The organism is Nocardia sp. NPDC050712, from assembly GCF_040654295.1.
In the GTDB taxonomy this organism is placed as follows: Bacteria; Actinomycetota; Actinomycetes; order Mycobacteriales; family Mycobacteriaceae; genus Nocardia.
The window spans coordinates 481,955-496,684 of the sequence record NZ_JBFAHT010000001.1; the positions used below are offsets into that span (position 1 = coordinate 481,955).

Annotated in this window: 13 protein-coding genes and 1 pseudogene; 7 read left to right on the forward strand and 7 right to left on the reverse strand. The window is 70.0% G+C overall.

Going from position 1 to position 14,730, the window contains the following annotated elements:
• Window positions 1–5: 5 nt before the first annotated feature.
• Window positions 6–1,241 carry a PQQ-binding-like beta-propeller repeat protein gene (locus AB0H76_RS02305; protein ID WP_357316184.1) on the reverse strand — a complete coding sequence of 412 codons (1,236 nt, stop codon included), beginning with the start codon at window positions 1,239–1,241 and terminating at the stop codon, window positions 6–8.
• Between the two features lie 621 nt (window positions 1,242–1,862).
• Window positions 1,863–3,368 (reverse strand): annotated as a pseudogene (locus AB0H76_RS02310) (DEAD/DEAH box helicase); the annotation flags it as partial.
• A 389-nt stretch (window positions 3,369–3,757) separates the two neighbouring features.
• Between AB0H76_RS02310 and AB0H76_RS02315 the strand changes: the two are divergent.
• Window positions 3,758–4,810: an alpha/beta hydrolase gene (locus AB0H76_RS02315; RefSeq protein ID WP_357316187.1), complete on the forward strand. Its 1,053-nt coding sequence runs from the start codon at window positions 3,758–3,760 to the stop codon at window positions 4,808–4,810.
• 67 nt (window positions 4,811–4,877) lie between these two features.
• Window positions 4,878–5,603 (forward strand): ferritin-like fold-containing protein, encoded by a 726-nt coding sequence (locus AB0H76_RS02320; RefSeq protein WP_357316190.1) that lies wholly within the window; start codon window positions 4,878–4,880, stop codon window positions 5,601–5,603.
• A gap of 1 nt (window position 5,604) precedes the next feature.
• Here AB0H76_RS02320 and AB0H76_RS02325 read toward each other — a convergent pair whose 3' ends face one another.
• The 3 genes from AB0H76_RS02325 to AB0H76_RS02335 all read right to left on the reverse strand — a co-directional run bounded on the left by AB0H76_RS02325 (window position 5,605) and on the right by AB0H76_RS02335 (window position 8,827).
• A complete protein-coding gene (locus tag AB0H76_RS02325; protein ID WP_357316193.1) occupies window positions 5,605–6,210 on the reverse strand; it encodes a class F sortase in 606 nt (201 codons plus the stop codon).
• A complete protein-coding gene (locus AB0H76_RS02330) occupies window positions 6,203–7,789 on the reverse strand; it encodes a hypothetical protein (protein WP_357316196.1) in 1,587 nt (528 codons plus the stop codon). The genes AB0H76_RS02325 and AB0H76_RS02330 overlap by 8 nt, the downstream gene beginning before the upstream one ends.
• A 186-nt stretch (window positions 7,790–7,975) precedes the next feature.
• Entirely contained in the window at window positions 7,976–8,827 is an 852-nt protein-coding gene (locus tag AB0H76_RS02335) for a helix-turn-helix transcriptional regulator (protein ID WP_357316199.1), read from the reverse strand.
• A gap of 101 nt (window positions 8,828–8,928) precedes the next feature.
• Between AB0H76_RS02335 and AB0H76_RS02340 the strand changes: the two genes are divergently transcribed.
• Both AB0H76_RS02340 and AB0H76_RS02345 read left to right on the forward strand, forming a co-directional pair.
• Complete coding sequence (locus AB0H76_RS02340) at window positions 8,929–9,465, forward strand: YceI family protein (protein ID WP_357316201.1); 537 nt, start codon at window positions 8,929–8,931, stop codon at window positions 9,463–9,465.
• A gap of 100 nt (window positions 9,466–9,565) precedes the next feature.
• Complete coding sequence (locus AB0H76_RS02345) at window positions 9,566–9,793, forward strand: DUF3107 domain-containing protein (RefSeq protein ID WP_357316204.1); 228 nt, start codon at window positions 9,566–9,568, stop codon at window positions 9,791–9,793.
• A 65-nt stretch (window positions 9,794–9,858) separates the two neighbouring features.
• Here the strand turns inward: AB0H76_RS02345 and AB0H76_RS02350 are convergent, their stop codons facing one another.
• On the reverse strand, window positions 9,859–10,548 hold the full coding sequence (locus AB0H76_RS02350; RefSeq protein WP_209888199.1) for a TetR/AcrR family transcriptional regulator: 690 nt from the start codon (window positions 10,546–10,548) through the stop codon (window positions 9,859–9,861).
• 314 nt (window positions 10,549–10,862) lie between these two features.
• Here AB0H76_RS02350 and AB0H76_RS02355 point away from each other — a divergent pair, with 314 nt between their 5' ends.
• The 3 genes from AB0H76_RS02355 to AB0H76_RS02365 all read left to right on the forward strand — a co-directional run bounded on the left by AB0H76_RS02355 (window position 10,863) and on the right by AB0H76_RS02365 (window position 14,085).
• Entirely contained in the window at window positions 10,863–11,864 is a 1,002-nt protein-coding gene (locus AB0H76_RS02355; RefSeq protein WP_357316206.1) for a DUF3152 domain-containing protein, read from the forward strand.
• 114 nt (window positions 11,865–11,978) lie between these two features.
• On the forward strand, window positions 11,979–13,178 hold the full coding sequence (gene moeZ / locus AB0H76_RS02360) for an adenylyltransferase/sulfurtransferase MoeZ (RefSeq protein ID WP_357316209.1): 1,200 nt from the start codon (window positions 11,979–11,981) through the stop codon (window positions 13,176–13,178).
• A gap of 55 nt (window positions 13,179–13,233) precedes the next feature.
• Window positions 13,234–14,085, forward strand: coding sequence for a TIGR02569 family protein (locus AB0H76_RS02365; protein WP_357316210.1), 852 nt, complete (start codon window positions 13,234–13,236; stop codon window positions 14,083–14,085).
• A 19-nt stretch (window positions 14,086–14,104) separates the two neighbouring features.
• Here AB0H76_RS02365 and AB0H76_RS02370 read toward each other — a convergent pair whose 3' ends face one another.
• Window positions 14,105–14,725, reverse strand: a complete 621-nt coding sequence (locus AB0H76_RS02370) for a hypothetical protein (protein ID WP_357316213.1) — start codon at window positions 14,723–14,725, stop codon at window positions 14,105–14,107.
• Window positions 14,726–14,730 lie beyond the last annotated feature (5 nt).

The following is a 14,730-nucleotide window of genomic DNA, read 5'->3' on the forward strand; positions in this document are numbered from 1 at the left end:
GCCGCTCAGCCGCCGAGGGCGTAGAGGTCGCCGCCGCGCTGTTCGAGCACGGTCCCGCCGAGCACCGCCAGCGAGATGGGGGAGCCGTCGTAGCCGGGCCGTTCGATCGGAATGCGTTGCACCTCGGCCCCATTGGCCGGGTCCAGTGCCGCCAGGCCGCCCGCGACCGGCACCAGCAGCTTGCCCGCCATCACCGCGGGCGTGCCGAGCGCGCCGGGCGCGGTCCAGATCGGGTCGAACGTGGTGGCGTGCAACGCGATCAGGCTGTTGCCGGTGAAAACCAGGTAGGCCGAGCCGACTCGCACGGTGCTCGCGTTCGCGGCCAGCGGAGCCGAAAGCTGATGCACCACAATCGGATTGCCGTTGGAGTCGTAGACGCCCAGGCGCGGCGGGCTGCTCTCGCCGCCGGACTGGCTGCCGCCGGGCAGGTACACCACGATCCGGCTGTCCGACACCGCAAGCACCCGGGTCTCGGGGGAGTCCGCGCCGAGCCCGTTGAGCACGTGCGAGCCGTACTCCTCGGGCACCGTGTTGTCCTTGGGCGCCGGATTGAGGACGGTCAACCGGTTGGTCGCGTCCTCCGGGCACTTCTCCAGCACCGCCAGCCGGGACGGGCTGGAACCCGCCGAGAGCAGGGTGCAGTCCTTACGCGGCTGGGTCTTCACGTTCACCGGCGCGTCCACGTAGCCGTATTCGAGGGTGCGCACCAGATCCGAACGCCACATCTCCAGGCGCTTGTCGCCCTGGGCGAGCATGTAGGTGCCGTCGACGCTGAGCCGGATCGAGGGGTCCATGTAGCTGCTGCGCGCGGTCCGGCGGTCGCCGTTCTCCCCGGCCAGCAGCGTGGCCTGGCTGCACCCGCGCTGATCCTTGTAGACCGCGACGACCTGGCCGAACTGGGACTCGAGCCCGCACAGCGGCATATCCCGGCGGTAGCGCCAGATCTCCGCGCCGGTGCGGGCATCGCGCCCGGTGACGGTGCCGCCCTCGCCGGTGATCACCGCGCCCGCGGAGATCACCGCCCGGGTCGCGGCGCTGTCGGGCGCGTGCCACAGCTCGTGCAGGGCGGCGGGCAGCTGGTCCGCGGTGGGTGGCGCCGACGCCGGGGTCGCCGCGGTCACCGATTCGGTGCCTGTGGCATCGCCACGGGCCCACACCACCAGCGCCGCGACCACCACGAGCGTGGCGATCGCGACTGCGGAGATGATGTCGGCGCGCGTTCGCCGCTCGGGTGCGAGCACGCTTGCGAGACTAGCGGATCCGCCGAATTATGCCGAAGCGGTCGCGGTCTCGGGGGCGACCGCACCGGTGTCGGCGGTCTCCTCCGCGGGCTTGCGGCGACGCCGGGTGCGGGCCGGCTTTTCGGCCGAATCCGCTTCCGCCGCACCGTTTTCCGTGTCGGCGCTACCGTTCTCGGTGGCGTCGGCGGTGGCGGCCTTGCGGGTGCGCCGGCGCTTGACCGGAGCCTCGGTGGTTTCCTCGCCGGTGCTCACGGCGGCGGTGGCTTCACCCGTGCTCTCGGCCTCGGCGGCCACGGGCTTGCGGGTGCGGCGGCGCTTGACCGGGGCCTCGGCGACCGGCTCGCCGCCGTTCGCCGACGCGGTGTCGGCGACCTCGGCCGCGACAGCGGTGCTGCCGTTGCTTTCGGCCGAGCCGTTGCTCGCGGCAGCGGTGCTGGTGCCTTCGGTCGAGGGCGCGACCTCGACCGCGGGAGCGGTCGTGTCGGTGCCCTCGGTCGCGGTGGCGTCCTCCGCGGGCTTGCGGCGCCGACGGCGACGGCGCGCGGGCTGATCCGCGTCGTCGGCCTCGGTCTCCGCGTCGGCGGTCTCGGTCACGGCTTCGGTGGCCGCGCCCTCGACGTCCCCGCCCGAGCGGCGGCGCCGGCGACGCCGACGGCCGGGTGCCTCGGCATCGTCCGAAACAACCTCGTCAGCGGCCTTTTCGCCACCTTCGCCGTTGGTCGCGGCCTCGTCCAGCGGCTGACCGCGCAGCGTCCGCTTACGGTTGCGCTGGCGCGGGGCCCGGCGTTCACGCTCCACGACGACGGCGTCCTCGTCGCGCGCGGGCTTCGGCTTGCGCACCTGGCCCGTGGCATCGGTGGGGATGCCGAGATCGGTGAACAGGTGCGGCGAGCGCGAGTAGGTCTCCACCGGCTCCGGGATACCCAGGCCCAGGGCCTTGTCGATACCGGCCCAGCGGTTCAGCTCGTCCCAGTCGATCAGGGTGATCGCGACACCGGTGCGACCGGCGCGGCCGGTCCGGCCGATGCGGTGCACGTAGGTCTTCTCGTCCTCCGGGCACTGGTAGTTGATGACGTGGGTGACGTCGTCGATGTCGATACCGCGCGCCGCGACGTCGGTCGCGACCAGCACGTCGATCTTGCCGTTGCGGAACTTGGTCAGCGCCTTCTCGCGCGCGATCTGGCCCAGGTCGCCGTGCACCGCGCCGACCGCGAAACCGCGCTCGGCCAGTTCGTCGGCCACCTTCTGCGCGGTGCGCTTGGTGCGGGTGAAGATCATGGTCGCGCCGCGGGTCTCGGCCTGCAGGATCTTGGCCACGAGCTCACTCTTGTCCAGCGCGTGCGCGCGGTAGACGAACTGCGCGGTGCGATCGTGCACCGAGGAGGCGTGCGCCTCTTCGGCCCGGATGTGGGTCGGCTTGGTCAGGAAGGTGCGGGCCAGGGTGATGATCGGGCCGGGCATGGTGGCCGAGAACAGCATGGTCTGGCGCTTGTCCGGAACCATGGTCAGGATGCGCTCGATATCGGGCAGGAAGCCCAGATCCAGCATCTCGTCGGCCTCGTCCAGGACCAGCACGCCGACCTTGCCGAGGATCAGGTGGCCCTGGTTCGCGAGATCCAGCAGCCGGCCCGGCGTGCCGACGACCACGTCGACGCCCTGGCGCAGCGCGGCGATCTGGGTGTCGTAGGGACGGCCACCGTAGATCGAGGCGACCTTCAGCGCGCCCTGATGGTTGGTCAGGTACTTGGCGGCGTTCTCCAGATCGGAGGTGACCTGGATGCACAGCTCGCGGGTCGGCACGATGATCAGCGCGCGCGGGGTGCCGTCCAGCGGCGTGGTGCCGGTGTCGGCGGTGGCGACGCGGTGCAGCAGCGGGACGCCGAAACCGAAGGTCTTGCCCATGCCGGTGCGGGCCTGACCGATCAGGTCCTCGCCGGCCAGGGCCAGCGGCAGCGTCAGCTCTTGGATCGCGAAGGTGCGTTCGATGCCGATCTCGCCGAGCGCGCGGACGATTTCCTCGCGGACTCCCAATTCGGCGAATGTCGGGGCGGTGTGCGTGTCATCCAGTTCGGCGGTGAGCAGCGTGTCCGCTACACCGGGTTCTTGTTCGACAGTGATCTTGCTCAGGGTTCGTGCCTTCCACTCGTATCGCGTCACGCGCGCACGAGACGTGGGGCGGGCCGGTCGGCCCGCGGTGACCACGATCCGCCTGTGATGTTCACCGTCCGGGCCGCTGGCGCGAGGTTCGCACGGGTGCCGTCGCTGCGGCAGCTACCTGGAACATCGGCGCGGCGCTAGGGTGATGCGGATCTGGTGCGCGCACATTTTCTCGGACATCGGATTCGCCGCTTCGAGCGCGAAATTTTCGTTGTCCACGGTGATTGTAGCGTGATATTGTGCGCGCCCCGAATTGCCGCCTCCGCAATTCGAAATACCGGTGTCCGCCGCGCGCGCGAAATCGCGACAAACCGGGCTTGCCTGTTACCGCTGGTACCGGGATGTGAGACATTCTTCTGGTGAGTTTCGCTGACACCGTCTCAACGGCCGCGCGCAATGCCTGGGCACTGACCTTCGGTCCGGGCGTCGAAGCCCCGGATCCCGCGCCCTCGACCGTGCTCTCGGCGGCCCCGCATCGGCTGCTGCGCCGTTTCGACGGCGTCGAGTCATCCAGTGCCGCAGGTGATTCCGCGGTCCTGCTGGTGCCGCCGCTGGCCGCCCCCGCGACCTGCTTCGACCTGCGCGCCGACCAGAGCCTGGCCCGCTTCCTGGTGGAATCCGGGCGCGCGCCCTACCTCGTCGACTACGGCGAGATCACCTTCGCCGACCGGCGCATGGGCTTCGAGGACTGGATCGACGACATCCTGCCCGACGCGATCCTGCGCACCTCCGCCGATCGCGGCGGCGCACCCGTCGACCTGATCGGCTGGTCCCTCGGCGGCACCCTCGCGCTGCTCACCGCCGCCGCGCACGCGCACCTGCCGATCCGGTCGGTCACCGCGGTGGGCGCACCCCTGGACTACGACAAGATGACCGGCATCCCGCAGTTGCGCGCGGTCGCGAAACTGACCGGCGGCATCGCCACCTCCACCGCGGTGCGCGCCGCCGGCGGCATCCCCGCCGGTCTCACTCGCGCCGCCTACCGGATCACCGCCTGGGATCGCGAACTCACCCGGCCCTGGTTCGTCGCCAGCAATCTGGCCCGTACCGAAACCCTGGCCAAGATGGAATCCATCGACCGCTTCATGGCCGAGATGCCCGGCTACCCCGGCCGTTTCTACGGCCAGCTGTGGGGCCGGCTGATGCTCAACAACGACATCGGCAAGGGTGTCGTGCACTTCGGGCCGCGCGCGATCGCGCTCGCCGACGTCACCGCGCACGTGCTGCTGGTCGGCGGACCCGCCGACGTCATCACCCCGGCGGCCGCTGTCGAGGCGGGTACCCGCACGCTCACCGGCGCCGCCTCGCTGCGCTACGAGACCGCCCCGGGCAGCCACCTGGGCATCCTGACCGGGGAGACCGCGCGCGACACCACCTGGACGTACCTGGACAAATTCCTGTCCGAACTCTGAGGGGAGCGCGCTCCACACGTTCTTCCGGACGCGACTAGGCTGGGCGGCTATGGGAGCACATTCGGGGATGGCAGTCGGCGGAGCCGACGGGGTGGGTCAGCTCAGTTCGGGAGCACTGGGATTTTCGGCCACCGGTGAGGCGAATACGCCGATCGCGGCGGATCATCCCGGAGTAGCCGACCTGTTCGCCGTCCTGGCCTACGGCGAGATCTCCGCGTTCTACCGCCTGGCCGAGGAAGCCAAGCTCTCGCCCACGCTGCGCGGCAAGGTCGCGGCCGCGAAGATGGCCGCCTCGGAGATGCGCCACTTCCAGACCCTGGAGGCCGCGCTGGCCGAGCAGGGCGCCGACGTGTTCGACGCGATGGCCCCCTTCGTGCGCGCCCTGGACGCCTACCACGACTCCACCGACCCCTCCACCTGGCTGGAGTCGATGGTGAAGTTCTACGTCGGCGACGGTATCGCCGCCGATTTCTACTCCGAGATCGCGGGCTCGCTCGCGCCCGGCGTCGCCGCCGTGGTCCGCGACGTGCTCGCGGAGACCAGCCACTCCGAGTTCGTGGTCGAGGAGGTCCGGCGGGCCGTCGAGACCAGCCGCTCCGAACGCGACCGCCTCACCCTGTGGGGCCGGCGGCTGCTGGGCGAGGCGATCACGCAGGCGCAGTACGTGATGGCCCAGCGTGACGAACTGACCGATCTGGTGCTCGGCTCGGCCGGCGATCTCAACGGCATCGCCGCCCTGTTCGAGCGCATGCAGGACAGCCACGCCAAGCGCATGGCTGTCCTGGGCCTCTGAATCACGCTGCCGGCGGCGCCAATTGGGCGATCACCAGATAGTTGTCGTCGGTGGGTTCGCCGCCGACGACATCGCAGTTCGCCAGAATCAACCGGCCCGCAACGGCTTCGCGTAATTCGTGCTGGCCGAGCAGCGCGCCCTTGGGAACCGGGGCGGCGCTCTGCACCACGTACTCCAGCACGCCGTTGGGCGTGCGCAGCGCCACCCGGTCGCCCGGCCGCACGACCCGCAGCGCCCGGAACGGCGCGGCGCGCTTGCTGTAGTTGTGCCCGGCCACCAGGACGGTCTGCTTGGTTTCGGTTCCGGGAGTACCGCTTTCACCCCACCAGACCGGTAACTCGTCGACCGGGTTCAGCTGCTGTCCGCTCGCACCGCCGCGCATCAGTTTCTCCGGATGCAGGGGACTGCTGAGGTAGGTCACGCCCTCGGCCGAGCGCAGTTCGAGATGGGTCGGCTCGGCCGGCTCGATCACGGCAGGGGTGGCCGCGGCGATCTGGGCCGGCACCGCCGCGCGCTGCGGCGGTGGCAGCGACACCTCGTCGCTGCCACAGCCGGCGAGCGCGCAGACCACGGCCGCGCACAGCAGCCAGGAACGGGCCTCACGCATGCGTGCGGGTGCGCTTGCGGCGGACCACCAGCGTGACCGTCGTCGCCACCGCCGCCGCGCCGAGCACGCCGGCGCCGATCAGCACGACCGGCAGGTCGGAGCCGGCCGCGGGCGAATCACCGAGGGCGAGATCCACCGGGGGCAGCCCGCCCGCCAGCGTCTCGTTGCCGCCGCCTTCGGTCCGGAAGTAGTCGACCACCTCGAACACGCCCTCACCGGTGAAGACGCCGACCACCTTCAAGCCGGTCTCGCCGATGATTACAACGGTCTCGGTCAGCTTGGTGATCTCGATGCCGTTGAACAGCTGACCGCCCAGGTTCAGCGTCGCGACCAGCGCGACACCGGCGGCGATCGCCGCCGCGAGCTGGGCCTGCAACGCGGTCTGGGCCTGCAGTGCCGCGGTCAGCGCGACAGCCGCGCCGTCCAGCTTCAGCTGCCATTCGGTGACCAGCTTCGCCGCCGCCTCGGCGTCGAGTTTCAGTTGCAGCGCGAGCGCCGCGTCGACGCCGGCCTGCGCGGCGAGGGACGCGTCGAGCGCCGCCTTGGCGGCGAGCTGCATCTCGCTCAACTTCGTCGTCGCGCTCGCGACGACCGCCTGCGCGGCGGTGACGGCCGCCGACACCTTGTGTTGCACCGCCAGGCTCGCGAGCGCCGCCGCCTGCGCGGCCTTCTTCTCCAGCGCCAGCTTCGCCGCCAGCGCCGCCTCGGCCGAAGCCTGTGCGGTACCGGCCAACTGGGCCGCCGCGTCGGCGGCCGCCTGCGTCGAGACCACGAGTTCGGCGGAGGCGTTCGCTTCGATCCGGGCCTGCGCGGCCGCTTCGATCTGCACCGAGGCCTCGGCCCCCGTGGCGCCCGCCGCCTGCGCTTCCAGCGCGGCCGCCTTGTCGGCGGCGACCCGCGCCGCGGCCGCCGCGTCGGCCGCCGCCTTTTTCGCCGTGGCCGCCGCGGTCTGCGCGGCCGCCGCGTCGGCCTGCAGTTTCGCCGCGGCCTGGGCGGCGACGACCAGTTCCTGATCGGCCTTCGCGGCGGCGACCGCGGCCTGCGAGGCTTCGAGTTTCGCCTGCGCGGCCTCGACCGTGGCCTGCGCGGTGGCGTCCTCGGAGTGCGCGGCGGCGGCCGCGACCGCGGCGGCGTGTTCCTGTTCGGCGCTCGCGGTGGCGTCGACAGCCGCGGTGACCGCGGCCGCCGCCTGCACCTCGCCGCCCGCCCGGACCTCGAGCTGGGTGCCCGCGCCGGCCGGCAGCTCGGGGAGCTGTACCTGCGGCGGCTGCACACTCGGCACGTTCAGGGCCGGGACCGGCAGCTGCGGGGCGGTCGGCAGTTGCGCCGCCGGGACCGGCACCTGCGCGGTCGGCACCGGAACCGTCGGAACCTGTACGGGGGCAGTCACACTCGGCAGCTGCACCGCCGGTACGGGTACCGCCGGTGTCGGCACGGTGAGGTGCAGACCCGGTGCGGGTGTGGTCGTGGACGGCTCGGTGGTGCTCGAGGTCGGCTCGGCCGCGGCGATCGGGCCGGCTACCGCGGCGGCCAGCGCCAGAACGGTGCCGACGGTTGCCAGCTGGGACAGTCGAGACATGGCAATAGAACGCTCCGACATCAGGATATGACCCTCTCACTACGTTGCTTCCGGCGCTGGGAAGCGGGGTCACCCTTGCCCCGACAACGTCGGGCAACCGGTTCGCAGGTGCGCCGTGCAGGCGACTTGTGCTGCGCCTGCACCCATGTCGTCGCGCAGCGAACAGTTGTTACCGGGTTCTATCGATCACTCGCCGGAGACCAGGCGCAAACCCCGCGCACCCGTCTCGACCTTGTCGGTCAGCCACACCACGATGCTCTGATCCCGATCGGCCGAGAGCATCTCGAACGGCACCGCGACCGACCCGTGCTCGGGATGATCGAAATGCAGCGTGCCCGAGGCGTCCTCACCGCTGCGGTGCGACTTCCAGCGCTTGGCGAATTCCGGCTCCTTGCGCAGCGCGTCGATGGTGGCGCGCAACGTGTCGTCGGCGGGCCAGCGGGACTTCGCGCGATGCAGCGCGGCCACGAAATGATCGGCCGCGGCCGACCAATCCCGGATGACGGTGCGCGCGTTCGGGTTCATGAAGGTGAACCACGCCAGATTGGTGCCGTGCTCCTCGTCGAGCAGGCCGAGCGGGCCGACGAAATCCGCCCACGCGGCATTCCAGCCGAGCACGTTCAACCGCCGCCCGACGACGAACGCGGGCGTGGGATTCAACGACGTCAGAATCGTCTCGATGGACGGCGGCAGCTGCTCCTGCGGCGTGCTGGCGCCCGGGCACAGCCCGGAATCCTCACTGCACTTCGAGGCCGCCCCGGAGGCCAGGGCCAGCATGCTGAAATGGCGGCGGTCGGTGTCGTCGAGCAGCAGCGCGTCGGCCAGGGCGCCGATCACCGCGGCCGACGGGTTGCGATCGCGGCCCTGCTCCAGCCGGGACAGGTAGTCGACGCTGACCCCGGCGCGCACGGCGACCTCCTCGCGGCGCAGCCCCGGGGTACGCCGGCGCCCGCCGCCGGGCATGCCGACATCGCCCGGGCGCAGTTCCGAGCGCCGGGCGATCAGGAATTCCGCGAACAGGTTCTCCTCTGCGACCACCGTTCCATGGTGCCCTGTCCTCGGATTCTTAGCCTGGCCCTGGCAGTGCCCGGATAACGGCGGTCTGGTTAGCGCCGGTCAGCGCGGCGATCGTGGTTGCCATGACTACTTCCGAAACCACCACCCTGAAAGCCGGCGCCTGGGCGCTGGACGCCGCGCACTCCTCGGTCGCCTTCACCATCCGCCACCTCGGCATCGCGAAGGTGCGCGGTACTTTCGGCAAGTTCGAGACCGAGTTCGTCGTCGACGAGTCCGGCGCGGCCACCCTGGGCGCCACCATCTACCTGGATTCCTTCGACACCGGCAACGCCGACCGCGACGCACACGTCCGCCAGGCCGACTTCCTCGATGTCGCCAACCGCCCCACCCTGACCTTCCGCGGCCTCGCGCCGGTCCAGGTCGCCGAGACCTTCACCGTCGAAGGCGAGGCCACCCTCGGCCAGATCACCAAGCCGGTCACCCTCGAGGTCGAGTGGGGTGGCGTCGTGGAGCTGCCGGGCACCGGGGACCGGCACGCCGGGTTCTCCGCGACCGGCACCATCAAGCGCACCGACTTCGGCGTCGGCGGCCCGCTGCCGGGCATGCTCAGCGACGCGGTGAAGGTCGAGCTGGAGATCCAGCTGATCGAGCCGAAGTAACCGCTGTTCGCTGTCAGCGCAGGCAGGCTCCTGCCCCGGCGCTCCGGCCCTGGACTAGCCTTGATTCGACAGCACAGGACTCTAGGTTCGGAGGTTGGCCGTGGAGGTCAAGATCGGTATTTCGGATAGCCCGCGTGAGCTCATCATCAACAGCTCGCAGACCGCCGATGAGGTGGAGGCGCTGGTGTCCGGTGCGCTGACCGGCGAGAGCGGCATCGTGTCGCTGACCGACGACAAGGGGCGCAAGTTCCTGATCCAGGCCTCGAAGGTCTCCTACGTGGAGATCGGCACCCCGGCCAGCGGCCGCGTCGGCTTCGCCACGGTCTAGCAGCCTTCAGAACACGACAGAGCCCCTGTCCTCCGCGGAGGACAGGGGCTCTGTCGTAGGTTCGCTCAGGAGCCGAGGCTGCGCGGCACACCGTCGATCGGGTGCAGCGGCACGTGCGACAGGCCACCCCAGGCCAGCGTGACGGTGGTGTCGATGGCGTCGTCCTTGGGGATCGGCCGATCGGCTTCCAGCCAGTAGCGGGCGGTGGTCTGGCTCGCCCCGACCAGGCCGACCGCGAGGATGCGGGCGCGGTAGGGGTCCAGGCCGGAGTCGTGCGCGACCAGATCGAAGACGGCGTCGACACAGGCCTCGGTGGCCTGCTCGACCCGGCGCTGCACCTGCGGCTCGGAGGTCAGGTCGGACTCGAAAACCAGTCGGAAACCCTGCATCTCGTTGTCGACGAAGTCGAAGTAGGCCGCGACGGCGGCGCGCACGCGCTGCTTGTTGTCGGTGGTGGAACGCAGCGCCTGGCGCACGCTGGACACCAGCATGTCGACGTAGTTCTGCAGGACCGCCAGATACAGCTCGAGTTTGCTGGTGAAGTGCTGGTAGAGCACAGGCTTGCTCACTCCGGCGCACTGCGAGATCTCGTCCATGCCCGCCGCGTGGTAGCCGCGCAGCACGAAAACCTCACTCGCCGCGTGGAGCAGCTGCTGTCGCCGCTCGTCCCTCGGCAGCCTGGTCCCGCGTTTCGCAGGTGCCATGGCCTCGGACGATGATCTACGGGACGGCATCCGGTCCACGAGGTCGGTCATTTTCGGCTCTCCCAGTCGACGCCCCGGCGGAAGGGGTGGTACACCGGGTATCCCAAGAACGATACCCGGTCGTAGGTCACAGTTGGCGGCGGGTTCGACAACATTGCCCCGCCGATGAGATATCGCACAGCGAACCTCTGCCGTATCTCGTAGCGAGTCTTTCGTACGCGCGGGACGACCCACTTGTCCACTGTGAGAGTCTGTTAGCCGTGACCGACCGAACGGAAACTCCGTCCGGAGGCGGGCGTGACACGCGCCGCCCCGGCTCTGTCGCGTCTACTCCGGAATCCGTACCGCGGCGCGACGGCGACGGTGTGGAGATCTACGACCCCCTCGGGCTGTATTCGACTGGGGAAGAAGACCAGACCGATCGCTCGCATCAGCCGCTGCGTGCCCGCTGGGATCCGACGGCGCCCGAGGACGGCAAGAACCGCGCGCACCGCCCGGGCCGGGTGGTGAAGAAGCAGAGCCGGCTCGGCCGCTTCGTCTCCACCTACGGCTGGCGGGCCTACGCGCTGCCGGTGCTGCTCGTGGTCACCGTGCTGGTCGTGGTGGACGCGGTGCGCGGCGGCACCGAGGTCGTGGCGGGCACGCCGGGCTTCGGCGCGCTCAGTCCGCGGGCCGCCTCGGCGGGCATCATCGGCGCACCGCCGGGTGACGGCAAGTTCCCGACCGATCTGCCCACCGGCGCGCTACCGCAGGGCGGTGCCTTCACCGACGCGGGCGCGGGCACCTGGCGGGTCGTGCCGGGCACGGCCGAGGCCGGCGCGGGCGCCGCGAACGTCTTCACCTACTCCGTGGAGATCGAGGACGGCATCGACACCTCTGGCATCGGCGGCGATGTCGCCGTGGCGACGATGATCGACTCCACCCTGGCCAACCCGAAGAGCTGGTCGCACGACAAGCAGTTCGGTTTCCGCCGGATCGACCAGGGCCGGCCGGATTTCCGGGTCTCGCTCACCTCGCGCCAGACCACCCGCAAGGCCTGCGGCTTCGACATCCCGATCGACTCGTCCTGCTACAACGCCGACTCCGGCCGGGTGCTGCTCTCGGAGGTGCGCTGGGTGCGCGGCGCGATCGCCTTCGAGGGTGACATCGGCTCCTACCGGCAGTACCAGATCAACCACGAGGTCGGCCACGCCATCGGCTACCACCAGCATCAGCCGTGCGAGACCGACGGCGGGCTGGCGCCGATCATGATGCAGCAGACCTTCGGCACCGAGAACAACGAGATCGCCACCCTCGATCCGTACGGCGTGGTCCCGATGGACGGCAAGCGTTGCCGCTTCAACCCCTGGCCGTACCCGCGCGGCTGACCCCGCCGCATTAGTAGTACGGACGTACGGGACGATGGAGCGGGAAGAACGGCCCGGCTCCCGGCGTTGTACACGCTGAGCTATGAGGCCCACCGATTCGAGGAGAGACCGGACGTGTCCTTGGCAAGCACAGCTTCAGCAAAATCCCTGCCGCCGCTGGTCGAGCCGGCCGCGGAACTCACCCGCGACGAGGTCGCGCGCTACAGCCGGCACCTGATCATTCCCGATCTCGGGATGGACGGGCAGAAGCGGCTGAAGAACGCCAAGGTGCTGGTGATCGGCGCCGGTGGCCTGGGTTCGCCCGCGCTGCTGTACCTGGCCGCCGCCGGTGTCGGCACGCTGGGCATCGTCGAGTTCGACGAGGTCGACGCCTCCAACCTGCAGCGCCAGATCATCCACGGCGAATCCGATATCGGCCGCTCCAAGGCCGACAGCGCGCGCGACTCGATCCTGGAGATCAACTCCGGCATCACCGTCAACCTGCACAAGATCCGGCTCGAGCCGGAGAACGCCATCGAGCTGTTCGCCCAGTACGACCTGATCGTCGACGGCACCGACAACTTCGCCACCCGCTACCTGGTGAACGACGCCGCGGTGCTGGCGCACAAGCCGTACGTGTGGGGTTCGATCTACCGCTTCGAGGGCCAGGTGTCGGTCTTCTGGGAGGACGCCCCCGACAACCGCGGCCTGAACTACCGCGACCTCTACCCGGAGGCCCCGCCGCCGGGCATGGTCCCGTCCTGCGCCGAGGGCGGCGTGCTCGGTGTGCTGTGCGCGTCCATCGGCTCGATCATGGTGACCGAGGCGATCAAGCTGCTGACCGGCATGGGTGACCCGCTGCTGGGCCGCCTGATGGTCTACGACGCACTCGACATGAGCTACCGCACCATCAAGCTGCGCCGCGACCCGGAGCGTCAGCCGATCACCGAACTGATCGACTACGACGCCTTCTGCGGTGTGGTCTCGGAGGAGGGCCAGGCCGCGGCCGCCGACTCCACGATCACCGCGCGTGAGCTCAAGGAGCTGCTGGACGCGGGCAAGGACATCGAGCTGATCGACGTCCGCGAGCCGGTGGAGTGGGACATCGTGCACATCGAGGGCGCGAAGCTGATCCCGAAGGACCGCATCCTCTCCGGTGCGGCGCTCTCGGAGTTGCCGCAGAACCGCCCGATCGTGCTGCACTGCAAGACGGGCATCCGTTCCGCGGAGGCGCTGGCCGCGCTCAAGCAGGCCGGCTTCGCCGACGCCACCCACGTGCAGGGCGGAATTGTGGCCTGGGCCAACCAGGTCGACACATCGCTGCCGGTTTACTAGCGGTTTCGGGCGCGCCACGGGCGCGTCCTACCAAACTCGGCGGTACCGTACGGCCGTGACTTCTGTGGAACCTCCCGAGCACGTGCGCGCCACGTTCGGTCTGCGCGAAGTGACACCGGTTGCCCTGGGGGACTGGGACGGTGGCTGGCGCTGCGGTGACGTGGTGCTCAGCCCGGTCGCCGATCACGCCAGAGCGGCGTGGTCGGCGAAGATCCGCGAGACGCTGAAGGTGGACGGGCTCAGAGTGGCTCGGCCCGTGCGCGCCACCGACGGGCGCTATGTCGTCTCCGGCTGGCGGGCCGACACCTATCTGGAGGGCACTCCGGAGCCGCGTCACGACGAGGTCGTCTCGCTGTCGCTACGCCTGCACCAGGCCACCGCCAAGCTCGAGCGCCCGCGCTTCCTGGTGCAGCCGCCGGTCGCCCCGTGGGTGGATGTGGATGTCTTCGTCGCCGCCGACCGCGCGGCCTGGGAACCGGTCCCGCTGCGCAGCCTGCGCGCCGGCGGCACCCTGCCCACCACCTCACCCGACGGGCAGCGCAGCATCGAATTGATCGGCCAGCTCGCCACTTTGCGCAAGCACGTGCAGGCCCAGCCGCAACTGGTGCACGGAGACCTGTTCGGCACAGTCCTTTTCGCCGGAGTCTTCACCCCCGGCCTCTCCGACATCACCCCCTACTGGCGTCCGCCCGCCTGGGCCGCCGGCGTCATCGTCGTCGACGCCCTCGCCTGGGGCGGCGCCGACGACGGCCTCCTGGAGCGCTGGCGCGAACTCCCCGAGTGGCCCCAAATGCTGCTGCGCGCGGTCATGTTCCGCCTCGCCGTGCACGCCCTGCACCCCCGCTCCACCCCCGAGGCCTTCCCCGGTCTGGCCCGCACGGCCGACATGGTGCGCCTGATGCTCTGAGTTCGCCGCGGTTTGCTTGTCACGGCTCCGAGAACAGGAGTGCGGTTGCCGAGGCGATTTCATCGCGCTGCGGGACAAACGATGCGCGCAGTTCGGTGAGGAATTCCGGTGTCAGGCGGTCCGAGCCGGGAAGTTCCGCCAATGCCCGGAGGGTGCGATCTTGTGCGGCGTGCTCTATTTGCTGCAGTGGTCCGGTGGGCGTCGGCTCGCCCGCGGCAACGGTTACCGACCGGACTCCACTCAATCTCTGATCTATGATGTGAAGTAAATTCTCGAGCATCTCGCCCGTCTCCTCGCCGAGTTCCGAACTCGGTTGGATCTGTATCGCAAGCGCGAGCACGGACAAATACTCCGCATGCAGCAGAAAATAAGCTGCGTCGAGTGAATCGGTGCCGTCGCTCGACGCCTCGGCACGCGCCTCGAACTCCTCCACGATGTCGGCTATTTCCGCGTCGTCTCCCTCGCCCGCGGCGGCGAGCCATGCGCGTTCCAGCAGGCTTGACAGCCGGTCGGCTTCCTCTTGACCGGCCAAGGCGAGGAAGATCCCACTTCCACGCTCCGCGCAGCCGAGCGCGAAGGCGGCGAGCCTTGCCGAGTCGAGCGATGGGAGCGTGTCGTACGCCGCAGCATTGGATGCCATGCGCT

Bases quoted from the DNA above. Each gene is read 5' to 3' on its own strand.
- AB0H76_RS02320 (WP_357316190.1), top strand. From the start codon at position 4,878: ATGGCAGTCGGCGGAGCCGACGGGGTGGGTCAGCTCAGTTCGGGAGCA.
- AB0H76_RS02325 (WP_357316193.1), bottom strand. From the start codon at position 6,210: ATGCGTGAGGCCCGTTCCTGGCTGCTGTGCGCGGCCGTGGTCTGCGCG.
- AB0H76_RS02330 (WP_357316196.1), bottom strand. From the start codon at position 7,789: ATGTCTCGACTGTCCCAGCTGGCAACCGTCGGCACCGTTCTGGCGCTG.
- AB0H76_RS02340 (WP_357316201.1), top strand. From the start codon at position 8,929: ATGACTACTTCCGAAACCACCACCCTGAAAGCCGGCGCCTGGGCGCTG.
- AB0H76_RS02350 (WP_209888199.1), bottom strand. From the start codon at position 10,548: ATGACCGACCTCGTGGACCGGATGCCGTCCCGTAGATCATCGTCCGAG.
- AB0H76_RS02370 (WP_357316213.1), bottom strand. From the start codon at position 14,725: ATGGCATCCAATGCTGCGGCGTACGACACGCTCCCATCGCTCGACTCG.